We start from the raw sequence: 21,545 nt of genomic DNA, 5'->3' as shown, positions 1-21,545 counted from the left end.
CGCGCCCTGGCGGGAGGTCTACGGGGACGCCCTGCGCCTGGAGGCCGTCCACCACGGCCGCACCGGCACCGGCCCCGGCTCGCTGCGCCTGGCCGCCCGTACCGTCGGCTTCGCCGCCGAGCAGGGCGTCCGGGCCGTGCTCACCAACGCCGTCCGGTACGCCGACGCAGGCCAGGGCCCGGTCGCCGACATCCTCGACGCGGCCCGCCGCCTCGTCCCCGTCGACCCCCGCGGTCCCCTCGACGGCGGCGAACGCTGGCTCAAGGCCCCCGCCGCCATGGCCGGGGCCGCCGACCGGATCGCCCGGGCCGCGGGCCTCGGTCCCGCCGACGCCCGCCGGCTGCTCGCGGAGACCCGGCGCACCGCCGAGGCCTGCGCGGTGGACCCCGAGGACGACCTCGGCATGGGCTCCGTGCACTTCCCCGAGGCCCACCTCGTCGGCGCGGCCCACCGCACCGCCCAGCGGGTCCTGGCCTCCCGGGCCTCCGCCGGCATGGTGCTGCGCGGCCACGCCGACGACCCCGCGTACTGGGAGCGGATGCACCACGAGCTGGACATCATCGCCTACCACGGGTACGCCTCGTACTTCCTGACGGTCGCCCAGGTCGTCGACGACGTAAGGGAGATGGGCATCCGGGTGGCCGCCCGCGGCTCCGGCGCCGGCTCCCTCGTCAACCACCTCCTCGGCATCGCCCACGCCGACCCCGTCGAGCAGGGGCTGCTGATGGAGCGCTTCCTGTCCAAGCGCCGCCACGTCCTGCCCGACATCGACATCGACGTGGAGTCCGCCCGCCGGCTGGAGGTCTACCGGCGGATCATGGACCGCTTCGGCACCGAGCGGGTCGCCACCGTCTCCATGCCCGAGACCTACCGGGTCCGGCACGCCGTCCGCGACGTCGGCGCCGCCCTGTCCATGGACCCGGCCACCGTCGACCGGCTCGCCAAGGCCTTCCCGCACATCCGGGCCCGCGACGCCCGCGCCGCCCTGGCCGAACTCCCCGAGCTGCGCGACGTGCGCGGGGAGGAGCACGGGCGGCTGTGGGAGCTCGTCGAGGCGCTGGACGCGCTGCCGCGCGGGACCGCCATGCACCCGTGCGGGGTGCTGCTCTCCGACGCCTCGCTGCTCGCCCGCACCCCCGTGGTGCCCACCAGCGGCGAGGGCTTCCCGATGTCCCAGTTCGACAAGGACGACGTGGAGGAGCTCGGGCTGCTCAAACTCGACGTGCTGGGCGTGCGGATGCAGTCCGCGATGGCGCACGCCGTCGCGGAGATCCGGCGCGGCACGGGGGAGGAACTCGACCTGGACGACCCGGCGCAGGTACCGCCCGGCGACGGGGCGACGTACGAGCTGATCCGCTCGGCCGAGACGCTGGGCTGCTTCCAGATCGAGTCGCCGGGCCAGCGCGACCTGGTGGGCCGGCTCCAGCCGTCGACCTTCCACGACCTGGTCGTCGACATCTCGCTGTTCCGGCCCGGCCCGGTCGCCGCCGACATGGTGCGGCCGTTCATCGAGGCGCGGCACGGGCGGGCCCCGGTCCGCTATCCGCACGAGGACCTGGCGGACGCGTTGCGCGAGACGTACGGGGTGGTGGTCTTCCACGAGCAGATCATCGAGATCGTGCACGTCATGACCGGCTGCGGGCGCGACGAGGCGGACCGGGTGCGGCGCGGGCTCTCCGACCCCGAGTCGCAGGCGCGGATCAAGGTGTGGTTCGCGGCGAAGGCCGGCGAACGGGGCTACTCGCCCGAGGTGATCGGCCGGACCTGGGAGATCGTCGAGGCGTTCGGCTCGTACGGGTTCTGCAAGGCGCACGCGGTGGCCTTCGCCGTGCCGACGTACCAGTCGGCCTGGCTCAAGGCCCACCATCCGGCCGCGTTCTACGCCGGGCTGCTCACGCACGACCCGGGGATGTACCCGAAGCGGCTGCTGCTGGCGGACGCACGGCGGCGGGGCGTGCCGGTGCTGCCGCTGGACGTGAACCACTCGGCCGTGGCCCACCGCATCGAACTGGTGTCCGAGACCGGAGTTCCTCCGGTGTGGGGGCTCCGGCTGGCCCTGGCCGACGTCCACGGCATCAGCGAGGCGCAGGCCCGCCGGATCGAGGACGGACAACCGTACGGATCGCTGCGCGACTTCTGGGACCGGGCACACCCCGGGCGGCCGGTCGCACAGCGGCTCGCCCAGGTCGGGGCGCTGGACGCCTTCGGCGCCAACCGGCGCGACCTGCTGCTGCACGTGGCCGAACTGCACGGCGCCCAGCGGCCGTCGGGGGCCCGCCCGGGCAGTGTCCAGCTCCCGCTGGACGGCGGCCGGGCGACGGCCCCGGTCGGCCTGCCCGACCTGAACGAGGCGGAGCGGCTCAGCGCGGAGCTGGGCGTGCTCGGCATGGACACCTCGCGGCACCTGATGGGGGACCACCACGCCTTCCTCGCGGAGCTCGGGGCGGTCCCGGCCCGCAGGCTGCGCGAGATCGAACACGGCCGGACGGTACTGGTCGCGGGGGCCAAGGCGGCCACCCAGACCCCGCCGATCCGCTCCGGGAGGCGGGTCGTCTTCACCACGCTGGACGACGGGACGGGCCTGGTCGACCTGGCCTTCTTCGACGACAGCCACGAGGCGTGCGCGCACACCGTCTTCCACTCGTTCCTGCTGCTGGTACGGGGTGTCGTCCAGCGGCGCGGACCGCAGAGCCTGAGCGTGGTCGGCGAGGCCGCCTGGGACCTGGCGGAACTGGCGGAACTGCGGGCCACGGGCGGCCTGGACGCGGTCGCGGCCCGCCTGGCGGAGCCGCTGCCCGGCGCGGGGAAGCCCCCGGACACCACCGGCTCCGGGCGCCGCATCCACCTGCCCACCGGGTACGAGATGAACCCGTGGGCCGACCTCCAGCCGGCCGGCGACCGCGCCGCGACCGGCCGCAAGCTGTGGCACTCCAGCCCGGGGAGCGCGGGATGACCCCGGCCGGCGGCGTCCTGCACGTACGGTGCGCTCCGGCGCTGACCGAGGAGGGCTACCGCGAAGTCCTGGAACTCCTGCGGGAGTTCTCCCCGACGGTGCAGGCCCTGCCGCCCCGGGCAGCGCTGGTGCAGGTACGCGGCGCCCGGCGGTACTTCGGCGCGGACGCCGGCCGGATCGCCGAGCTGGTGCGGCTGCGCGCGCTCGCCCGGCTCGGCACCGACGTGCGGATCGGGGTCGCCGGGACCTGGGCGGTGGCGGCGACGGCCTCCGCCCGGGTGGCCGGGCCCGGCGGCGTCCTGGCCGTGCCCGAAGGCGCGGCGGACGCCTTCCTCGGGCCGCTGCCGGTGGAGGCCCTGCACGGCATCGGCCCCAAACAGGCGGAGGCGCTGCGCGGGTACGGGCTGCACACGGTCGGCGCGGTCGCGGCCGTCTCCCCGGGCACCGTCGAACGGATCCTGGGGCAGCGGGCGGGCCGGCTGGCGGCGGAGCGCGCCCGCGGGATCGACCCGCGCCCCGTCACCCCGAAGGACCTGCCCGCGTCGGCCGCCGTCCGCAGCGGCTTCACCCGGCACGAACTCGACGGCCCGCACGCCCGGGCCGTGCTCCTCGGCCTGGTGGTCCGCCTCGGCGCGGTGCTGCGCGGCCGCCGCCAGGCGGCCCGGTCCCTGTCGCTGACGCTGCAGTTCGCCGGGGGCGCCCGCTGGGAGCGGGCCCGGCGGCTCCCGGAGGCGTCCGGGCACGACGAGGACCTGCGGACCGCGGCCTACCGCCTGCTGGACGCGGCCGGGCTGCAACGGGCCCGGCTGACCGGCATGGTGCTGCGCGCCGAGGACCTCACGGGCGCCGAGCGGGCGGCCCGGCAGATCTCCCTGGACCCGGTCCGCGAAGCCCGCCTGACGGTGGAGGCGGCCATCGACAGGGCGAACGCCCGCTTCGGCCCGGGCACGGTCCGTCCGGCCGCCACCTTCCACCGGGCGGCCTAGGGCCGCCTCGCCGGTCGGGCCGGAGCCGCGCTACACCGACGGCAGGGCCCGGCGGTCCGGCGGGCCGCCCAGCAGGAGCCGGGCCATCTCGGTGCGCAGTCCGGAGGTCTGGGCCTGGATCAGGTGGAACTGCGCCTCGCGGGCGAGGCGCCCGGCGGTGTTCCCGTACGACATGGCCCGGCCGCCCGTCGCGGCGACGCAGGCGGTGGCCGCCCGTACGCCGAGTTCGAGGACGGCGGCCCGCAGCGCCAGCCGGTCCTCTACCCGCTCCTGTGGTGGGAGTTCGTCGCGCAGGGCGTAGGCCTCGGCGCGCAGCCGGGCGGCGTCCCGTGCGATCCGCAGGCCGAGTTCCTCGTACGCGGCGCCGGCGGCGGGGGCCGACCGCAGCAGGAAATCGGCCGCGGCGCGCACGTGCCCGAACACGGCGGGGTGTGCGTTCGCGTTCTCCAGGTCGTAGGCGCGGGCCCATTCCGTCCGGGGCTGTACGCAGACCACCGCGTCCGGCGCCACGAGCACGTCGCGGACCTCCACCGCCACCGTGCGGGTGCCGTTCATCGCCCACAGCGGCGCCGATCCGGCGGTGACCAGCCCCGGATCCCCGTCGGGCCCGCAGTCCACCGCGGCGAACAGCACCCGGTCGTCCGGCGCGAGGGCGCCGAGGTACACCACGTCGGACAGGCCCCAGCCGGTCATCCAGGGCACCCGGCCGCGCAGCCGCCATCCGCCGGCGACCGGCTCCGCGGTGACGGGCGGCCGGGCGTGCCGCAGGAAGGCGAAACCGGCCGTGCCGCGCCTGGTCCCCGAGGCGAGGTCGGCGGACCAGCGCTCGCGCAGTGCGTCGGCCTCCGGACCGGTGGCTCCCTGGAGCCCCTTCACCAGACCGAAGTGCTGCGTGTGGACGAACCAGGTGGAGGGGTCCGCCGCGGACAGCAACTCGTTCACCTCGCGGACCACATGACGGGTGGTCAGCCCGCTTTCCGGGGCGGGGGTGTGGCCGAGCGCCCCGTACGCGCCGCACCGGGCGAGGGCGTCGAGGTGCGAACGGGGCACGCCCTCCTGGGCGGTCTCCTCCGCGACGGGCCCCAGCGTGCCCACGGCGAGTTCGGTGACCGCGGCGACGAGCGGGTCGGCGGCCAGGTCGGGCGGGGTGGCCAAGGCCGTTCCCGCTCCCGGAGCCCACTGCATCCGATCACTCACCTCACGCGACGTAGGGGACTCCATTGTCGCGGGGGTGCACCGGAGCGGGCCTCGACACGCATTTTTTACTGACGCGTAACTTCCCAGTTTTGCTACTCGCCCGTAATTTGGCGGGAAAGCAGCCCTCTTGTGATCCGGATCACGGGACGAACCCCCACGTATTTCCCTGACCCGCAAGGAGATCACCCGATGCTGCCTTGGCGACGCCTCCTCCGCCCACTGGCCGTCCTCACCCTCGCCGCTGCCGCCCTCGTCGCCCCCACCGGCGCCGCGCAGGCCGCCTCCGCGCCCAGCAGCGGCTGGAACGACTGGTCCTGCAAGCCCTCCGCCGCCCATCCCCGCCCCGTCGTGCTCGTCCACGGAACCTTCGGGAACTCGGTGGACAACTGGCTCGGCTTCGCGCCGTACCTCGTCCACCGCGGGTACTGCGTCTACTCCCTCGACTACGGTCAACTGCCCGGCGTGCCGCTGTTCAACGGGCTCGGCCCCATCGACGCGTCGGCCGGACAGCTGAGCGTGTTCGTCGACAGGGTGCTGGCCTCCACCGGAGCCGCCAAGACCGACATCGTCGGCCACTCGCAGGGCGGCATGATGCCGAACTACTACCTCAAGTTCCTCGGCGGCGCCTCCAAGGTCAACGCCCTGATCGGGCTCGCCCCCGACAACCACGGCACCACCCTGGACGGGCTCGCCCAGCTGCTCCCGTACTTCCCCGGAGCCGAGGACCTGATCAGCTCCGCGACCCCGGGGCTCGCCGACCAGATCGCCGGATCGGCGTTCGTCACCCAACTGAACGCGGGCGGGGACACCGTCCCCGGGGTGCGGTACACGGTCATCGCGACCAAGTACGACGAGGTCGTCACGCCCTACCGGAGCGCGTTCCTCCAGGGCGCCGGTTCCAACGTGCGCAACGTCGTGCTCCAGGACCTGTGTCCGCTGGACCTCTCCGAGCACGTCGCCATCGGACTCACCGACCGGATCGCCTGGCACGAGGCGCTCAACTCCCTCGACCCGGCGCACGCCACCCGGACCACCTGCGCGTCGGTCTTCGAATGACACCGACGCGCGGACGGCCCTTCGGCGCGAGGATCCCTTAGAGGCCGTGGCGGCCCGGCGTCGTCGCACGGCGTCGGGCCACGCCGAACAGCACGGCCGCCCCGAGGGCCAGCACGCCCGCCCCGGCGATCGCGATCAGCGGGGTGGCGGCGCTGCCGCCCGTCGCGGCGAGGCCGGTGCCCGCCGGGGAGTCCGACGGCACCGGCGCGAGGGCGGTACTGCCGTTCGTCTTCGGGTCGTTGTCGCCGTGGCCGTGGTGCTCCACGGTGGACTTGCTCTCCCCGTCGGCGATCTGCCGGTCCGTCGGGGCCTTGGGCGCCGAGGGCCCGGTGCTCGGCTTCGCACTCGGCTTCGTGCTCGGCTTCGCGCTCGGGGCGGTGCCGGTACCGGTGCCGGTCCCGGCGGTCGCGCCGGTGCCCGCGGTGCCGCCGTTGTCCTTGCCGAACACCACGTCCGAGCAGGTGTAGAAGGCCTCCGGGCTGTCCGAGCGCTGCCAGATGCTGTAGATCAGGTGCCGCCCGGACTTGTTCGGGACGCTGCCGGTGAAGACGTAGTCCCCGTTCTGCATGCCCGGGTCGGTGACCTTCGCGAACGGCGCCGGCTCCAGGTCCGACCACTTCAGCGGCTTGGCGGGGTCGTAGCCGTCCTTCGTGACGTACAGCTCGAAGGAGCCCTTGTGCGGGGCGGTCCCCTTGTACCGGAAGGTGTGCTCGCCCGCGGTCATCGGGCTCGCCGGCCAGTCGGCGCGGGCCAGGTCCAGGCCCCGGTACTTGTCGTTGCCGGCGGAGCAGAGCTGGCCGTTCGGGATCAACGACCGGTGGTTGCCGGCCGCGTTGGCGATGTTCACCGCGTTCCAGTCGTAGAACGCCTGCGTGCCGCTCGCCGCCACCGCCGCCTTGCAGGCCGCCGACTTCGGGGACTCCGGCCCCTCCGCGTAGCAGGCCGCCACCCGGCTGACCGGGTCCGTCATCGAGCCGTGGGCGGCCGCCGGTGCGGCGGCGTACGCGGCCACCGCGAGCGGGGCGAGGGCGACTGCGGCGATACGGGTCACGGTGCGGCGGCGTGCGGGCATGGGCGGATCTCCTTCGGAGCGGCGATGGGGGCACCGCGGTCGTCGGTGCGCCGGGACCCGGCCGGGCGGCGCCGCCCCCCGTGGGTTCGACGCCGCCCCGTGCCCTCCTCGGCCCCGCCAAGCTAGCCCCCCGCACCCCGCCCCCCACCCCTTTCGAGGCCCTCGCGAAGATCCTTACGTTCCGCTTAAGGCACCGGTAAGCAGCACCCAAGGAAGCGGGCCAGCGGAGCCCTTCCACCCCAAAGGATCTGGCTCCCCGCTGTCCAGGGCAGTCCAGGAGAGTCCGCCCTGTTTCGCCTCCGGTGGCTCCCCATCTGGCTCCCCACCCGCTACCTCTGCCTGGGTGGCTTCCGTAACTCCGAGCGCTGACCGTGCCCTCAGTCGGCCAATGGCGGCGACGCTTGGCGACGTTGCCGTCAGATACTGGCGTGACTCCAGAAGGAACGGCCACAGGGGCTGCCTCGCCATGGAAGGGTGGAGCGACTTCGTACCGAAGGGGGAAGCCATGTACGTCCCGTCGGACGGGCCCGCAGATCGATTCGTGCCGGAGCCTGGCGGCCTTCATCGACTGCACCTTGTCGAATACGAAGGCGGCCTGCGTCTTCGTGAAGACGAGACTGGATTGTTCGTTGGCCCGACTGATCGACGGCTTCAGCGAGCTGGGCTCTACGTGACCAATGTGCGGGGGGTCACGTACTACCCGGAGGCAGCTCGACGAGCTGATCTGAGGCCAGGGCGCCCTTTGCGGCTGGTACCCGAGCCGGGCAACCTCCATGACCCCTTTGCTGTGGCGGTACGTCCCAACTACGGCAAGGAATCGATCGGCTACGTGAACAAGCAGAAGGCCCGCCAGTGGTCCAGCTTGATTGCAGAGGGGGCACGCCTCACAGCTGTGAGCCTGCGCGGGACCGGGCCGGGAGAGGACTGCGAGGCAGTTGCCGTCTTGGCGGCCGCCCCCGAGGTGGTGGCCCACCTCATGTCGCGGCTGCCTACCCTCCCTCGGCCGGTTCACTTGCTATAGCGCGGCGGCGGGCCCATGTTTGACCCTGGGCGCTGCGTTCCGCCAGCCACGGCCATCCCCGCGTGCGCGAAAGGGCAGCAGGTCACCAGCCGGGGCTCAAGGCGGACTGGTGCAGCGTGGCGAGTTCCTTCGTGCAGAGACCTCGATGACTGAACTTGGGGTTTCAGGCTGTCGCCAGTCTGACCAATGGGCCAACCTCATGAAGGGATCTGCCCTATCATCCAGCCATGGGTGAATTCAAGGGTGATCGGGAAATTGAAGCAACTCAAACATTCCGTAGGGCTCTACATCGATTCCAAGACGCCATCAATGCAATAGAGGATCTCTCTGCATTTGCCGAGGAGTACGCCCCCGAAGATATCAAAGGGGAGTCGGTTCGGATTACCTTCTCGGACCCTATTGGTGATGACGTTCCCGCAGACAAAGCTCGCGCCGCAAACACGGCGCTCTTTGAGTTCTTCAGGGACGCGGCCAAAATGATTCCGCCGGGAGGCGAGGTGGGGATGAGCGAGGAAGAGAAGGGAGAACTCCACACTTCTGGCAGGGGTCTCATTGACAAGATGGTCGCCGATCTGGGTGCGGCGTCAACGGGAGACTTCAATGCGTGGCGTTATGCAATTTCAATGATGCATATGCATAAAAAGAGAAATCGCCTTGAAGTTCTTCGCTCCTCTCTTCTGACCGCAGCCGTTGGTGACTTCGAGGTGCTCTTTTCTGCCATCGTGGGAATGTATTTTTTCCTGCGCCCGGAAGCCCTCATGACCAAAGAGGCGCAATTCTCGTGGCAGGAGATTCAAGAGTTTGAAACTCTTGATGACCTTCGAGAATTCCACGCGCAACGGCAGGTCGATCAGTTGATGTGGAAAGGTCTGGATGACTGGGGTGACTGGCTTGAGAAAAAGCTGAAAATCCCGTTCTCGCAGATCACGCTGGATGCGAGTGCGGTCAGGGAGGTTTTTCAGCGTCGCCATGTAATCGTGCACAATGGCGGCCTAGTGTCTAGGCAGTACCTTGCCAAGGTGCCGCACGTGGCCTCGCAGGGGGTGACTGTAGGGACGGCGCTTACCGTCGATGCCGCATACCTGGCAACCGCACTGGATGAACTCTATTCGCTCGGTATGCTCATGTCGGGGAGCGTTGCCAATCGCCTCTTTAAGCGGCCGGATGCGCGATCGGTTATTCAGGCTCATCTCCGATCAGATTTGATGGATCGCTGTATGTATGGGGGGCGTTGGAGAGTAGCCGCAAGGCTCTCTTCTGCCTATGTGGAAACGCTCGATACCGCGGCTGCGAAAACGGCGATGCAGATCAACTGCTGGCTGGCTAGGAAGAACTTGGACGGAATCAAGTCAGTGCGGAGTGAAGTCCAGGACTGGGACGTTTCTTCCCTGCGGGAAGAATTCAAGCTGGCCCGTTTGCTTCTTCTCGATCAAAACGAACTGGCCTTTCCGCTCGCTTGCTCTCTCGGTGCGCGTGGTGAGCTGCAGCCGGATGAATATCTCCGTGGTCCCCTCTTTGAGGGTCTGAGGGAATGGGTGAAGAGTCGGAAGCTGAAGAGTCCATTTAGTGAAGCGAGTGCAAGTGTGATGGCTGAGATGGCTGAGATGGCTGAGATGGCAGAGGGGGAGATTCGTAAAGAAGAGAGTGGAGAAGAACCCTGATGTGGGAGCGCATTCCCAGGTTTGGTGGAACGGCTCAGCAAGCCTGCTCCCCCCCCGCATCTGCGCGGATGTCCCCTGGGTGACCCGCAGGTCACCCATGCAGTCCGTCTGCTCCCCGCACCCGCGGGGAAGACCCGTCGTGCGACTCTTGGTTCAGTTGTTGGTTGGACAAGGAGACTGAGTGACGGAGCAGGCGAGCCCACGCGGGACCTTCTTGAAGATCGCTGACCACCTCAAGGGGCGGATCACCACCGAACCTGCCATGGCGGAGTTGCCTTCGCTGGCGGAAGTTATGGACGAGTACAGCGTGAGCCGAGGGGTGGCCCTCCGCGCCTTCAATGTGCTTCAGCAGGAGGGGCTAGCCGAGCCGGTGCCTGGAGCGCGCTGGCGCGTCGTACATGCCGGAGCATGCATCGATCGGCGACCGCTCTCTGAAAGGATTGCCGAGCTCATTACGGCCGAAGGGCTAGCGGTGGGGGCACCCTTCCTGAGTGCAGGGGAACTCAGCGCCCGCCTGGGAGCGTCCCGTCCCACCATCAGCAAGGCGCTGGCCCAGTTGGAAGCCGCCGGCCTGCTCACCGAGGGGGGGCAGGGCAAGCGGCGGTCCGTCCGGGCTATGCCGACGCAACAGGAGGACTTGGAGTCTTGACCACTGCCACACTCACGGAATGGGCCTATCCACTCGCCGAGTCCCTGCTGGCCGAGCCGCTACCCCGCCGCTGGAGTCACTGCCTGGGCGTCGCCGAGCGCGCGCGGGCCATTGCGGACATCCTCGGACCGGATGCCGAGCTGCTTGAGGCCGCGGCTGTCCTGCACGACATCGGCTATACGCCTGACCTGGCGAAGACGGGGTTCCACCCCATCGACGGTGCCCGCTACCTCCGCAGCGTCGGCGCTGACGAGCGCGTCGTACGGCTCGTCGCCCACCACTCCTGTGCCTGGATGGAGGCGGAAGCGCGAGGCCTGCGGGACGAGCTAGAAGCCGAGTTCCCGCGTGAGGAGGAGCGCCTGGCGGATGCGCTCTGCTTCTGCGACATGAACACCACGCCGGACGGCACCCCCACGAACCCCGTGGACCGAATCAACGAGATCGCAGGCCGCTACGGGCCCGACAGCCTGATCGGGCAATTCATCCGGCGCGCCGAGCCGGAGATCCTGCTGTGCACGGTTCGTGTGCTCACCAGGGTCTCCGAGGCGAAGGCCGGCACGGCTCAGCCGATGTAGGGCACGCTCCGGGTCGTTTCCAGGGCGTGCTGGATACGGAGCCGCATCGTGGAGTGGATGTCGAGGTCGGCCAGGTCCGCTGGGTGCACCCAGCGGACCTGCGTCGTCTCGTTGCTCGTGCGGATCTCCCCGCCCACCGGTCGCGCGCGGAAGCAGATACTGAATTGCTGCCGCGCCTCGCCGTCGTCGTAGAGCATCACGTGCCCGGGGTCGGTGTAGATGCCGGACAGGTCGAGCACTTCCGCCTTGATGCCTGTCTCTTCCCAGACCTCGCGGACGACGGTGTCACTGATGGATTCGCCAACGTCGTGCCCTCCGCCGGGGAGTGCCCAGCGGCCGTTATCGGAGCGCTGGATCATCAGCACCTCAGCGGCATCGTTCTGGACGAAAGCCACGACTGAAGGGACGACGCTGTTGGCGGGTGGGGCGTCGGGGTCGTGAAGATAGTCGATGCGTCCCATAGTCATGCTCCCGTGAAGTCGTGGTCGGTCACCTGGCGAGCCCGCCCCCAGGTCTGGTCGATGCTATTCGCGTACGTGTCGAACAGGCCGCCCCCAGGGAGTCGCCGCAGGTGGAGGACCGGGGCCAAGTAGGCTCCGATGCCGTACACATGGGTGTTCACGAGCATCTCGTCGTCGGCGCGGAACAGCGAGTTGTACAGCGTTGCGTCGTGTAGCCGGATCCCGATATCCGGGTGGCTGGCAATTAGTGGCCGGTAGTTCATGAGCGCATTGCGGATCTTTCCATCCATGATCCGGTGCCCCTCGTCGATGCCCCGCTGTCGGACGGCATCGCATGCAGGATCCCCAAGCAGCAGTCGTACTTGGGCGTTGTTCGACACCTTGCCCTTCAGGATCTTGTGGAATTCCGGGTCCTCGGACAGCCAAAGTCCCGCGTAAACGAGCACGTCAACGTACGTTTGGGCGCGGTCGTACATCTCGCGCCAAAGCCCCGCCGGCACCATGTGTCTGTGGGGGTAGATGGTCACGATCTCGGCCTTGCTGAGGTCGGTGGACGACTCGACCGCCCGTTCGTCGTCCCACAGGGTGGTGACGCCGACGCCCAGCTCGGCCGCTACGGCGTACTGGTGGCGCCGGTACGGGACTTTGCCCTGTGTGATCCAGCGTTCCACGGTCTTCGCGTTGACGCCGAGGGCATCGGCGAGTTGCTGGATGGTCATTCCCTTCAGGAGCAGGGCCGACCGTAAGCGCTCGTTGGGCATCTACACCCCCGGTGGGACGTCTTGGGAGCTCTTGACGGTAGTCAGAACGCCCCGACGTGTCCACGCGCGGGGTAAACAACGCCCCTGACCTGGCCCGATTCTGATGGTGCGCCAGGAAGTCCCGGTGCGAAGCAATGAACCTCTGCGGATCTGCTTGACGCAAGTCGATGCAGTACCTGTAATAGAGGTACTGCATCGGTTTCGCAAGGAACGCGGCGCGAAGCCTTACCCCTGCCATGCCTGCTCCGGCTGGTCCCCGTGCTTACCGCACGGGATCCCTCTGGGTTTCCACGTCCAGTCGGGAGCGATTGCGCTTTGACAACTGAACAGTGTGGTCACCGCCTCCTCTAGCTGAAAAGGCGGTCAGCGCGGCTGAGGTTCGCGCACTCAACCCTTCCGCGCCCCGTTCGAGGCTGCGGCCGGTTGCCTCCTCCGCCCGTCTGGCGCTTGTGCGTCGTACGGGCGGGGTTGAGGGGAGCCGGAGTAGTCCCTTCCTGCTTCACCCCAACGCAGTGCAGCCCCCAGCGCTCGAACGCCGGGGGCTGCTGTTGGGTCCCGTTCCTCTACCGAAGGAGCAAGACCCGTGGAGTTCATCGCTGCACTTCAGAACGTCGTTACCCCGTGGTCGGACGGTTTGGAGCCGTCGGACGCGGAGCTGGATGCGATCGAGGTTGAGTTGCCGCTGATTCTGGCGGAGCGTGACTTGCTCGACGCGCAGATCATGACGATTGACCGCACACCGACCGAGGTCGACGAGCGGCGGATCCGCCGGGCCCGCAACCGGATTCTGGCGGCCCGGCGGGACCTGGCCAACCGCACCGCCGGATCGCCGGTGCCGGGGGATGCGGCATGAGCATCCTGCGGAAGCTCTTCGGGCTGCCCCGGCCGCCGGCGCCGCCCACGCCGCAGCCGGTCGTCCCGCCCGCTGAGTGCGGGGCGGACGACGACTGGATGGGCGGGTCGTGGATGTGGGAGCCGGGCGACCTCGACGACGAGGGGGCTGCCCGGTGAACCGCACCGCCAAAACCCTCCTGGTACTCGCCCTGGTGGCCGTGGTCGGCATGGCGTTCCGGGTCTCCTGGAACGCGCTGCGAGACGTAGCCCGGGCGATCGGCGCGGACAGCGCAGCCGCGACGCTCTACCCGTTCGTAGTCGACGGCCTCATGGCTCTGGCCCTCGTCGCCGCCCTCGTCCTGACCGACGAGGCCCGCAGGTTCGCGCTGCGGGTACTGGCCGCGTACACGATCGCCTCACTGGTCCTGAACTACGTCCACGGACTGCTGCCCGAGCTGCACTCCGCATCGGTCGACTGGAGTCGACTGGCGGACTGGGATCCGGCGAACTGGGCACTCGTGCTGCTCGCAACGTCGTTGCCGGTCGGCTCGATCTACTTCGGCTCCGATCTAGTGGCCAAGGTCCTGCACCACCGACCCCCGATCGAGCCGACTCGGCAGGAATCGACGCAGATCGATGCAAATCGGTCGATGTCTGACCAGGGCGAACCGTCGGCTGAGGAGACAGCCCCGGCGGGGGCGGTGGACTCTTCCCCCGTTGCGGTGGTCGAGCCGATCGCAGCCCTGCCGCAGCTCGCTGTGGCGGCTGAGTCGACGCGTCCTCGTCGGGCGACCGGTCGGGTCCCGGCTGCTGCTCGGTCGAGTCGACCGACCCGCACGGATGCCGAGTTGCTCGATCAGGCGCGGAGCCTGACGGAGTCGTGGCCGGTCGAGAAGCTGACCGGTGAGGGGATCCGCAAGGCCCTGCGCACCTCCGCGGCCAAGGCTCGGGTTGTGCGGGAGACGCTGAAGGCGGAGCGCGAGCGTGACGCGGCCGCCGTGGTGGTGGCCGGATGAACCTGAGGTTCGCCGACTGCTTCGACCCGGCTGGAAGAGTCCACGGCCTGCCCACTTTCCCATGGCGCCTGGCCCCCGAGGGCTTGGCCACCCGCCGGCAGTTACGGGCCCTGGGGCTTCGCCCCGGTGGCCAGGAGATCGCTGGTCAGGTCTTGCGCCCCCGATACCGGCGCGGCCCCCTGACCGCGTACCTGTACCGCGTGGACCGGGCCAAGCCCGTCCGGCCGATGACTCCGGCCAAGGCTGCTGCGCTGGCGAAGGCCAACGCGGCTCGCCGCGCCTGCCCGCAGTGCCGCCAGGACGCTGGATACGTCATCCCGGCCTCGCTCGGCATGTGTGTCCCCTGCGCGTACCCCGATGCCCAGCACGCCGCCTGACCTGACAGCTGAAGGAATCACCGTGTTCGCCGAGATCGCGTTCCTGCTCTACGTCGGTCACCTGCTGGCCGACTACCCGTTCCAGACCGACCACCAGGCCGCTCACAAAGCCGGATGCGGCCGGGAAGGCTGGACGGCCAACATCGCCCACGCCGCGACCCACGTCCTGATCTGCGCCGCCATGCTCGCGCTCGGCACCGTCGCCCTGGGCTGGCATCTGCCGCTCCTGCCCGCGACGGCCGCACTGCTGTGGATCGGTGCCACGCACGGGTTCATCGACCGGCGCTGGCCGGTCGCCGTGTGGATGCGGCTGGCCCGCCAGAGCGGTTGGGCCGCGCACGGCGGCGCCGCACACGTCGACCAGACCGCCCACGTCCTGGCGCTGACGCTCGCCGCGCTCTTCCTCTCCGTCTGACCTCGAAGGGACCCACCATGGCCAGCTTCTACAGCGCTCCCGTCCGTTTCCGCTCCGAGGGCGGCGCGATCGTCGTCGCCGACATCTGGAAGTCCGAATGCGGTGGCTGCGGCGCCGAGACCTATCGCGGAGACCTCCTGAAGTGGGCGCAGGACCACGCGGAGAAGTGCCGCGCCCTGCCCCGCCGCTGACCCCACCGACCCGAGAGGAGCACGCGGGTGAACCACCTTCCCGAACCCGTCCGACCGTCCGTCGTACAGCTCCCGGACGGCACACACGCCTACGCCGACAGCCTGCCCGCCGCGTATGCCGGGCCGCAGGTCGTCCACCAGCACATCCACCAGGCCCCGCCGGACCGCACGGTCCAGCGGATCGCGCTCGGCTCCGGGGTCGGCGCCGGCGCGGTCGCGGCCGGGGTGTACTTCGGCCCGCTGCTCGTCGGCGCGCTGACCGCGATCGCCGCGAACATCGCATTCCTGGCCTTCCTCGCCCTGGTCTTGGGCTGGGGCGTCCACACGGTCGTGAAGTCGGTCGGCAGCCCCGAGGGCACGCAGGCCGAGAAGAACGTGCGCAAGGCCCGCCGCCGTCGCGGCTGACCATCCCTCGTCTCCCGTGAGGAGTGCTCGCATGCTCACGATCATCAGCCGCTACCTGCTCATCGCCCTGGTCGGCCTCGCCCTCGGCATGGCCCTGCTGTGGGTCCAGCGGACCTGCGGCCGGCACATCGGATGGACCGCCTTCCTGGCCGTTGAGGCCGCTCTGGCGGTCCGGCTGCTGCTCTCGCGTCGTCGCTGACGGCTGCCCGATCCACCCGGCCACGTGCCGGGTGGTGAGGGGAGCCGGACAGACCGGCCCGCCGAAGGGAGCCCACTGTGGCGAAGGACCCGAAGTTCACCGCTCGTGAGGTCGCGCAGATCGGCTGGTACACGGCCCGGATGGCCAAGCGCGGGATTGCCGGGGAGAGCGTCCACCTCGGCGACCTGGAACGCAAGGTCGACCGGATCATCGACGGCGCCCGCGAACGGGAAGCCCAGCAGGCCATTGAGCAGGCCGAGGCCGAGAAGGCCGCCCGCAAGGCCAAGCACCGCAAGTAGCTGTGCCCCGGGGCGGCCGTCCTCTCGCCAAAGAACGCCGGCCGCCCCGGGCCCTACCCACTCACCTCTCAGTGAGAGCAGGAGTTCTCAGCATGACCGACAACGTCGTCCCCCTCTTCAAAGACCCCAGCACCGGCACCTACACGATGCCCGGCGACACCCCGCCCGGCCCCGCCCCCGCCGCACCGGCGAAGGCTCGCCCGGTGCGGGTGTGGAAGCGGACCGCACGCTGTCTGCGTACGGCCGTCACCGACGAGCGCACCCGTACCGCCGTGCGGCTGGTGGCCCGGCACGGCATGTACGTGATCGGTGGTACCCGGATCACGGCCAAGCGGACGTGGGACGGGCGGACCGCTTCCCGGTACGAGCGGATGATCCGCGCTGCCGAGGCTGCGGGGAACTTCGATGAGGCCAAGGAGTGGGAGGACCGGCTGACCCGCTACCGGGCCGCCCGCCACCACCGGCGCATGGACCTGATCAAGGCCCCCAAGGAAGTGGCCATGAGCGCGCTGTACGGGGCTGGCTTCACGATCGGCGGGCTGCTCGCGCTGGGGATCGTGCTGGCCATAGCGAACAAGGACATCACGTGGGTGATCGGCCCGATCGGTACGGTGATCGAGGCGATCCGGTGGGCGGTCATGGTTGCCACCGTGGTGTGGGGCCCGGCCGTCATGGTCGGCCCGTGGCTGGCCTTACTGGCCCTGTGGGGAGTGGGCCGTCGCCAGGAGACCGCACCGCAGTGGGCGCTCCCTGCCCAGCAGCGCGACGACGCGGGCGCCCCGATCACCCCGTCGATCGTGGTCACTGCCCTGCGGGACCTTGGGATTGCCCCTCTGCGCAAGGCCATCAAGGACATGGGGGATGCCGGAGCAGCGATGCTCGGCCCGATCCGGATCGCAGGATGTGGCGTGGAAGTCGACGTCACCCTCCCCTCCGGCGTCTCGACCGCCGAGGTCCAGGGCCGCCGCAGGAAGCTCGCCGAGAACCTCGCCCGCCACGAACACGAAGTGTTCATCACCCTGCCGGCTGCCGCCCGCACCGTGCGGCTGTGGATCGCCGACTCCGGCGCGCTCGACGAGCCGATCGGCCCCTCCCCGCTGGTGACCGACGAGACGATGACCGCGAACTACAAGACCGGCAAGGCACCGTGGGGGCAGGACCTGCGGGGCGATGGGGCCACGCTCAGCATCTATCAGCGGATGCTGCTGATCACGGGTCTCTCCAACCAGGGCAAGACGGCCGCCCTGCGCGCACTCGCCTTGTGGGCGGCGCTCGACCGCACGGTCGAGTTCCGGATCGCCGACCTCAAGGGCGTGGGCGACTGGGACATGTTCGACGGCGGCCTGGCCACCACCCTGATCCAGGGCCCGACCGACGAGCACGTCATCCGGGCAACGGAGATGGTGGAGGGCCTGGTCGCGGAGATGGAACGCCGGATCCAGGCCCCGGCCGGCACCGTGTTCACGCCGCTGATCGGCATCGTCGATGAGGCGCAGGTCGCGTTCATGTGCCCCGCCATCGACAGCGAGAAGAAGCCCTACGGCGGATCCAAGGCCACCTCCCGGTACTTCATGGCCGTCCGGAAGATCCACAACCAGGGACGGGCTGTGGACGTGCTGCTGTGGGAGGGCACGCAGGACCCCACCGACCAGAACCTCCCCAAGCTTGTCCGAGAAGGCGCCCACACCCGCATCTCGCTGGTGCTGGGCACCGAGTCTCAGGCTCGCATGGCCCTTGGGGACAAGGCCGTCGACGGCGGGGCCGCCCCGCACCTGCTCCGCCAGGGCCTCGACAAGGGGACCGTGGTCGTCGCCTCGGATGGCATCACCATCCCGGCCGGGCAGGCGTCCATCACCGTGCGGACGCACTACATCGACACCGACACAGCCGCCCTCGTCGCCGACCGGGCCAAGGCCCTGCGCAGCGGCGTCGTCACCACGGACGCCACCCCGGACGCGGACGAGCACGACCCGCTCACCGACATCCTCACCGTCCTCGGCACCGAGACCCGCGTGCTCACTCAGGAAGTCCTCAAGCGGCTGGCCGCGCTGAACGCCAAGGCGTACGGCTCGTGGTCGTTCATCGACCTCAAGGCCGTCCTGGAGGGCACCGGGGCGGAGCCGTACAAGTCCGACGGGCGGATGGTCATCAGCCGCGACCGCATCGCCCGCGTCCTCGCCAGCCGCCCCGACGAGGGTTCCGTTTCTGCCGCCGAGTAGAGGGAGCCGACCCCCGCACGGCCAGGGAGGCAGGGAGAACTCCCTGAGCCCCTCCCTGACCCAACTCCCTGGCGCTGACCTGCGCAAACGATCTGCCAGGGAGGCAGGGAGGCGCCGCAGGTCAGACCCCCGAAACCCCCTCCACACGCACCCCGACCTGGGGTGCCCCTGCCTCCCTGCAGTACCAACAGCCGCAATTCCGCTTCAGCTCAAGGAGGACCGTGCGACTGCGCATCCGACACTCCACCTGGCCCCGGCTGGCCCTGATCCTGACCGACACCCCCACCCCCGCCTGCCCGGACTGTGGCGGGGAGGGCGGGCACCACCACGACTACGGCGACTACGAGACCGGCGAGTACGCCGGCACCGAGTGGGAGCCCTGCCACTGCTGGGACGAAACCCGCCGCTGGGTCGTCCTTCCGCTTCCGCGTCTGCCCCGCCCCCAGCGCACCGGCATCGACCCGTGGGGCGACGAGCCCCCGTTCTGACAACCAACGGGCGGCCCCCTCACGCCAATGACCGGGGCCGCCCTCATCCAGCCCTGCCAAGAACTGGAGAGACCAGCATGACCCACCCGACCGACTTCCCGCGAGACCCCGCCCGACCGGCCTTACCCGAACACCTCCTCACCGCACTCTGGCTCGCCGAACTCGGCCTGCCCGTAATGCCGCTGCGGGCGGGCAAGCTCCCGTTCGGGAACTGCCCGGCATGCGCGGACTCGGGCTGCGGCGACCGGCCCCACATGAAGGCCGCCGGGCCCTGCCAGTGCCCCGCCCCCTGTCACGCGTGGGCCGCCGCCACGACCGACACCGCCACCCTGACCTCCGCGGCGTGGGCCCGGGCCTGGCAGCAGGCCGCAGCGGTCGCCTACCACCCCGGCGGGGGCGGCTTCACTGTCGTGGACCTCGACAACGACGAAGCCGTCGCATGGGCCCGCCAGACGCTTCCCGCGACCAAGACCGTGCCGACGACACGCGGGGAGCACTGGATCTACCGGGGCGCCATGCAGTCCGCCAACCACGTCCGGCCCGGCGTCGACATCAAGTCCCTCATGTCCTACACCGTCTGGCGGGGCCCCGGCACCGGCACCATCACGGCTCTGCCGGATGCCGTCCGCGCGCTGGTCGTGAAGGAAGAGACCACCCAGCCCCCTCGGGTGGAGGTGGACTCTTCGTCTCCCGCCCGCGCCCGGTGGGACCGGTCGGTGGCCACCGGATGTCGCCACACCGACACCTTCGTCCAGACCGCCCTGGACCGGGGACTGGCCATGGTCGCCGCCTGCCTCAACGAGGGCGCCGGCAGCACCTCCTACGGAGTGGCCCGATTCCTCGCCAGCCAGCACACCGCGTGCCCCGGGCCGTGCGGCCTGGAGAGCATCGAACGGCAGATCATCGACACCGCCGTCGCCGTGGGCGTGCCCGAGAAGTACGCCGCCCGCGCGGTCACCAACGGCCTCAACGCGGTTGCGGTGAGGGCATCGTGACCACCCGCCCCGACTCCGCCGAACCGGCCCCCGCCCCGGACGGCAGTAGCGCGCCGAAGGTCGTCGCCGAAGGCGTCCCTTCTGCCCTTCGCTCTGACCCGCGCTGGGACGACGGGCGCCGGCCCCTCGCCTGGATTCACATCACCGCCCCCGGCCGCGGTGTGACCCCGTCCGTCCGGTCCTGGTGCGTATGTGGGCGGGACCTGTTCGCCGCTGGCCAGCGGCGGGCGCTCGCCCTGATCGCCGACCATGAGCAGCACCGCGCCGCCTGCCCGTACATCGCCCCGCAGGAAAGGAGGAAGGCCGCATGAGCCTTGCCAAGGAGCTGCCCGCTCCGTCCAACCCGATGGCTGTCGCCCGCCAGATCGTGCCCGGCTGGGAAGACGAGCAGGGGCGTCTGCGGTGCAGGCGGTGGCGGGGAGCGTGGATGCGCTGGACCGGCACCTGCTGGCGCGAGTTCGAGGAGCAGCAGATGCGCGCCGCCCTCTACAAGCAGTTGGAGCACGCCACCTACGTCGCCGGCACCGACAAGGACGGTCTGCCGGAGGTCAGGGACTGGGCTCCCACCCGCACCAAGCTCAGCAACCTCCTGGACGCCCTCTTCGCCATCACCCTCCTGCCCTCCGAGGTGGACGCCCCGTCCTGGATCGGGAGCGAGGACTCCGCGGCGGATCGCAGCCCGATCGTCGCCTGCCAGAACGGACTCCTGCGGATCCGGGACCGGGCGCTGCTGCCGCACACGCCCGGCTTCTTCAACCTCGTCTCTGTGCCGTTCGCCTACGACAGGCACGCGGCGGCCCCGGCCTGGGAGAAGTTCCTGCAACAGCTTTGGCCCGACGACCCCAGCGCCATCCAGGCCTTGCAGGAGTGGTTCGGCTACGTCCTCTCCGGTCGCACCGACCAGCAGAAGATCCTGCTCATGAAAGGGCCCACCCGGTCCGGGAAGGGCACCATCACCCGGATCCTGACCGAGTTCGTCGGAAAGAAGAACATCGCCGGACCCACCCTGGCCAGCCTCGGCACCAACTTCGGGCTGTCCTCGCTGGTCGACAAGCCCTTGGCCGTCATCTCCGACGCTCGTCTGACCGGCAACGAGGGAGGCCAGGTAGTAGAACGGCTCCTCACGATTTCGGGCGAGGACACCATCGACATCGACCGGAAGTACCGCGACCTGTGGACCGGAAAGCTTCCGACCCGGTTGATGATCCTCACCAACGAGCTGCCCAGCTTCGGGGACAGCAGTGGCGTGATCGCACGACGGTTCATCGTCCTCAACATGACCGTCTCGTGGCTCGGCAAGGAAGACACCACCCTCGACGAATCCCTCAAGCGCGAGATGCCTGGGATCCTGAACTGGGCCCTTGACGGACTCGCCCGGCTCCAGCAGACCGGACGGATCACCCAACCCGCCTCCTCGCAGGACGCGATCACGATCATGCAGGACACCGCGTCCCCGACCAGCGCATTCGTTCGCGAGCGCTGCACCACGGGCCCGGACTGCGATGTCCCCGTGGATGCCCTGTGGAATGTCTGGCGGGAGTGGGCCGAGGACAACGGCGTGCGTGCCGGAACCAAGCAGGTCTTCGGCCGCAACCTCCAGTCGGTCGTCCCCAAGCTCCACCGGGAACGTCCCCGAGACGAGTACGGCCGGCAGATCCCGACGTACACCGGGATCACGCTCAACCAGTCCGCTCCACATTCCCCTGAGTCACGAC

The 21,545-nt window shown here is 70.0% G+C and carries 25 protein-coding genes; 21 read left to right on the top strand and 4 right to left on the bottom strand.

Annotated features, from left to right (window positions below):
• Both dnaE and ACFXA3_RS08295 read left to right on the top strand, forming a co-directional pair.
• The coding region (dnaE, locus tag ACFXA3_RS08300; protein WP_385183698.1) for a DNA polymerase III subunit alpha at positions 1 to 2,953 on the top strand (2,953 nt) is incomplete at its 5' end.
• The gene (locus ACFXA3_RS08295) at positions 2,950 to 3,939 is read left to right on the top strand and encodes a hypothetical protein (protein WP_385183695.1); all 990 of its coding nucleotides are present in this window, start codon (positions 2,950 to 2,952) and stop codon (positions 3,937 to 3,939) included. The genes dnaE and ACFXA3_RS08295, both read left to right, overlap by 4 nt.
• 30 nt (positions 3,940 to 3,969) lie before the next feature.
• Here ACFXA3_RS08295 and ACFXA3_RS08290 read toward each other — a convergent pair whose 3' ends face one another.
• Positions 3,970 to 5,124, bottom strand: coding sequence for an acyl-CoA dehydrogenase (locus ACFXA3_RS08290; RefSeq protein WP_385183694.1), 1,155 nt, complete (start codon positions 5,122 to 5,124; stop codon positions 3,970 to 3,972).
• A gap of 201 nt (positions 5,125 to 5,325) precedes the next feature.
• Here ACFXA3_RS08290 and ACFXA3_RS08285 point away from each other — a divergent pair, with 201 nt between their 5' ends.
• Positions 5,326 to 6,192: an esterase/lipase family protein gene (locus tag ACFXA3_RS08285; protein ID WP_385183691.1), complete on the top strand. Its 867-nt coding sequence runs from the start codon at positions 5,326 to 5,328 to the stop codon at positions 6,190 to 6,192.
• Between the two features lie 37 nt (positions 6,193 to 6,229).
• Here ACFXA3_RS08285 and ACFXA3_RS08280 read toward each other — a convergent pair whose 3' ends face one another.
• Positions 6,230 to 7,264, bottom strand: a complete 1,035-nt coding sequence (locus ACFXA3_RS08280; protein ID WP_385183688.1) for a lytic polysaccharide monooxygenase — start codon at positions 7,262 to 7,264, stop codon at positions 6,230 to 6,232.
• Between ACFXA3_RS08280 and ACFXA3_RS08275 the strand changes: the two genes are divergently transcribed.
• From ACFXA3_RS08275 to ACFXA3_RS08260, 4 genes are all read left to right on the top strand, one after another.
• The gene (locus tag ACFXA3_RS08275; RefSeq protein WP_385183686.1) at positions 7,263 to 8,285 is read left to right on the top strand and encodes an HIRAN domain-containing protein; all 1,023 of its coding nucleotides are present in this window, start codon (positions 7,263 to 7,265) and stop codon (positions 8,283 to 8,285) included. The two genes, ACFXA3_RS08280 and ACFXA3_RS08275, sit on opposite strands and share 2 nt — an antisense overlap.
• A 227-nt stretch (positions 8,286 to 8,512) precedes the next feature.
• Positions 8,513 to 9,946, top strand: a complete 1,434-nt coding sequence (locus tag ACFXA3_RS08270; RefSeq protein ID WP_385183683.1) for a hypothetical protein — start codon at positions 8,513 to 8,515, stop codon at positions 9,944 to 9,946.
• Positions 9,947 to 10,127: 181 nt separating this feature from the next.
• Complete coding sequence (locus ACFXA3_RS08265) at positions 10,128 to 10,595, top strand: GntR family transcriptional regulator (RefSeq protein ID WP_385183681.1); 468 nt, start codon at positions 10,128 to 10,130, stop codon at positions 10,593 to 10,595.
• Positions 10,592 to 11,170, top strand: a complete 579-nt coding sequence (locus ACFXA3_RS08260) for an HD domain-containing protein (RefSeq protein ID WP_385183678.1) — start codon at positions 10,592 to 10,594, stop codon at positions 11,168 to 11,170. The genes ACFXA3_RS08265 and ACFXA3_RS08260 overlap by 4 nt, the downstream gene beginning before the upstream one ends.
• Here the strand turns inward: ACFXA3_RS08260 and ACFXA3_RS08255 are convergent.
• Both ACFXA3_RS08255 and ACFXA3_RS08250 read right to left on the bottom strand, forming a co-directional pair.
• Positions 11,158 to 11,631 (bottom strand): NUDIX domain-containing protein, encoded by a 474-nt coding sequence (locus ACFXA3_RS08255; protein WP_385183675.1) that lies wholly within the window; start codon positions 11,629 to 11,631, stop codon positions 11,158 to 11,160. The two genes, ACFXA3_RS08260 and ACFXA3_RS08255, sit on opposite strands and share 13 nt — an antisense overlap.
• A 2-nt stretch (positions 11,632 to 11,633) precedes the next feature.
• Entirely contained in the window at positions 11,634 to 12,392 is a 759-nt protein-coding gene (locus tag ACFXA3_RS08250; RefSeq protein ID WP_385183672.1) for a helix-turn-helix domain-containing protein, read from the bottom strand.
• A gap of 583 nt (positions 12,393 to 12,975) precedes the next feature.
• Between ACFXA3_RS08250 and ACFXA3_RS08245 the strand changes: the two genes are divergently transcribed.
• From ACFXA3_RS08245 to ACFXA3_RS08180, 14 genes are all read left to right on the top strand, one after another.
• A complete protein-coding gene (locus ACFXA3_RS08245; protein WP_385183669.1) occupies positions 12,976 to 13,245 on the top strand; it encodes a DUF6284 family protein in 270 nt (89 codons plus the stop codon).
• A complete protein-coding gene (locus tag ACFXA3_RS08240) occupies positions 13,242 to 13,403 on the top strand; it encodes a hypothetical protein (protein ID WP_385183666.1) in 162 nt (53 codons plus the stop codon). The genes ACFXA3_RS08245 and ACFXA3_RS08240 overlap by 4 nt, the downstream gene beginning before the upstream one ends.
• Positions 13,400 to 14,242, top strand: a complete 843-nt coding sequence (locus ACFXA3_RS08235) for a DUF2637 domain-containing protein (RefSeq protein ID WP_385183664.1) — start codon at positions 13,400 to 13,402, stop codon at positions 14,240 to 14,242. The genes ACFXA3_RS08240 and ACFXA3_RS08235 overlap by 4 nt, the downstream gene beginning before the upstream one ends.
• A complete protein-coding gene (locus ACFXA3_RS08230) occupies positions 14,239 to 14,619 on the top strand; it encodes an RRQRL motif-containing zinc-binding protein (protein ID WP_385183661.1) in 381 nt (126 codons plus the stop codon). The genes ACFXA3_RS08235 and ACFXA3_RS08230 overlap by 4 nt, the downstream gene beginning before the upstream one ends.
• A gap of 22 nt (positions 14,620 to 14,641) precedes the next feature.
• Positions 14,642 to 15,034, top strand: coding sequence for a DUF3307 domain-containing protein (locus ACFXA3_RS08225; RefSeq protein WP_385183658.1), 393 nt, complete (start codon positions 14,642 to 14,644; stop codon positions 15,032 to 15,034).
• A gap of 17 nt (positions 15,035 to 15,051) precedes the next feature.
• Positions 15,052 to 15,225, top strand: coding sequence for a hypothetical protein (locus ACFXA3_RS08220; protein ID WP_385183655.1), 174 nt, complete (start codon positions 15,052 to 15,054; stop codon positions 15,223 to 15,225).
• Between the two features lie 27 nt (positions 15,226 to 15,252).
• The gene (locus tag ACFXA3_RS08215) at positions 15,253 to 15,630 is read left to right on the top strand and encodes a DUF6251 family protein (protein ID WP_385183652.1); all 378 of its coding nucleotides are present in this window, start codon (positions 15,253 to 15,255) and stop codon (positions 15,628 to 15,630) included.
• Positions 15,631 to 15,661: 31 nt separating this feature from the next.
• Complete coding sequence (locus ACFXA3_RS08210; protein ID WP_385183649.1) at positions 15,662 to 15,829, top strand: hypothetical protein; 168 nt, start codon at positions 15,662 to 15,664, stop codon at positions 15,827 to 15,829.
• Positions 15,830 to 15,906: 77 nt separating this feature from the next.
• A complete protein-coding gene (locus ACFXA3_RS08205; protein WP_385183647.1) occupies positions 15,907 to 16,128 on the top strand; it encodes a DUF6257 family protein in 222 nt (73 codons plus the stop codon).
• Positions 16,129 to 16,220: 92 nt separating this feature from the next.
• Entirely contained in the window at positions 16,221 to 18,347 is a 2,127-nt protein-coding gene (locus ACFXA3_RS08200; protein ID WP_385183645.1) for an ATP-binding protein, read from the top strand.
• 221 nt (positions 18,348 to 18,568) lie between these two features.
• Complete coding sequence (locus ACFXA3_RS08195; protein WP_385183642.1) at positions 18,569 to 18,835, top strand: hypothetical protein; 267 nt, start codon at positions 18,569 to 18,571, stop codon at positions 18,833 to 18,835.
• Positions 18,836 to 18,912: 77 nt separating this feature from the next.
• Positions 18,913 to 19,830 (top strand): bifunctional DNA primase/polymerase, encoded by a 918-nt coding sequence (locus ACFXA3_RS08190; protein WP_385183640.1) that lies wholly within the window; start codon positions 18,913 to 18,915, stop codon positions 19,828 to 19,830.
• Positions 19,827 to 20,141, top strand: a complete 315-nt coding sequence (locus ACFXA3_RS08185; protein WP_385183637.1) for a hypothetical protein — start codon at positions 19,827 to 19,829, stop codon at positions 20,139 to 20,141. The genes ACFXA3_RS08190 and ACFXA3_RS08185 overlap by 4 nt, the downstream gene beginning before the upstream one ends.
• Positions 20,138 to 21,545: phage/plasmid primase, P4 family (locus ACFXA3_RS08180; protein ID WP_385183634.1), on the top strand; the 1,408-nt coding region annotated here is incomplete at its 3' end. The genes ACFXA3_RS08185 and ACFXA3_RS08180, both read left to right, overlap by 4 nt.

Origin of the sequence: Streptomyces sp. NPDC059456, from assembly GCF_042750055.1 — a bacterium.
Lineage (GTDB): Bacteria > Actinomycetota > Actinomycetes > Streptomycetales > Streptomycetaceae > Streptomyces.
Note: the sequence above shows the minus strand (reverse complement) of the source record. Positions and strands in the feature narration are given on the sequence as shown.

Coding starts and splice junctions, on each gene's coding strand:
- ACFXA3_RS08295 (WP_385183695.1), top strand. CDS start 2,950: ATGACCCCGGCCGGCGGCGTCCTGCACGTACGGTGCGCTCCGGCGCTG.
- ACFXA3_RS08290 (WP_385183694.1), bottom strand. CDS start 5,124: ATGCAGTGGGCTCCGGGAGCGGGAACGGCCTTGGCCACCCCGCCCGAC.
- ACFXA3_RS08285 (WP_385183691.1), top strand. CDS start 5,326: ATGCTGCCTTGGCGACGCCTCCTCCGCCCACTGGCCGTCCTCACCCTC.
- ACFXA3_RS08275 (WP_385183686.1), top strand. CDS start 7,263: ATGGGCGGATCTCCTTCGGAGCGGCGATGGGGGCACCGCGGTCGTCGG.
- ACFXA3_RS08280 (WP_385183688.1), bottom strand. CDS start 7,264: ATGCCCGCACGCCGCCGCACCGTGACCCGTATCGCCGCAGTCGCCCTC.
- ACFXA3_RS08270 (WP_385183683.1), top strand. CDS start 8,513: ATGGGTGAATTCAAGGGTGATCGGGAAATTGAAGCAACTCAAACATTC.
- ACFXA3_RS08255 (WP_385183675.1), bottom strand. CDS start 11,631: ATGGGACGCATCGACTATCTTCACGACCCCGACGCCCCACCCGCCAAC.
- ACFXA3_RS08250 (WP_385183672.1), bottom strand. CDS start 12,392: ATGCCCAACGAGCGCTTACGGTCGGCCCTGCTCCTGAAGGGAATGACC.
- ACFXA3_RS08240 (WP_385183666.1), top strand. CDS start 13,242: ATGAGCATCCTGCGGAAGCTCTTCGGGCTGCCCCGGCCGCCGGCGCCG.
- ACFXA3_RS08230 (WP_385183661.1), top strand. CDS start 14,239: ATGAACCTGAGGTTCGCCGACTGCTTCGACCCGGCTGGAAGAGTCCAC.
- ACFXA3_RS08220 (WP_385183655.1), top strand. CDS start 15,052: ATGGCCAGCTTCTACAGCGCTCCCGTCCGTTTCCGCTCCGAGGGCGGC.
- ACFXA3_RS08210 (WP_385183649.1), top strand. CDS start 15,662: ATGCTCACGATCATCAGCCGCTACCTGCTCATCGCCCTGGTCGGCCTC.
- ACFXA3_RS08200 (WP_385183645.1), top strand. CDS start 16,221: ATGACCGACAACGTCGTCCCCCTCTTCAAAGACCCCAGCACCGGCACC.
- ACFXA3_RS08190 (WP_385183640.1), top strand. CDS start 18,913: ATGACCCACCCGACCGACTTCCCGCGAGACCCCGCCCGACCGGCCTTA.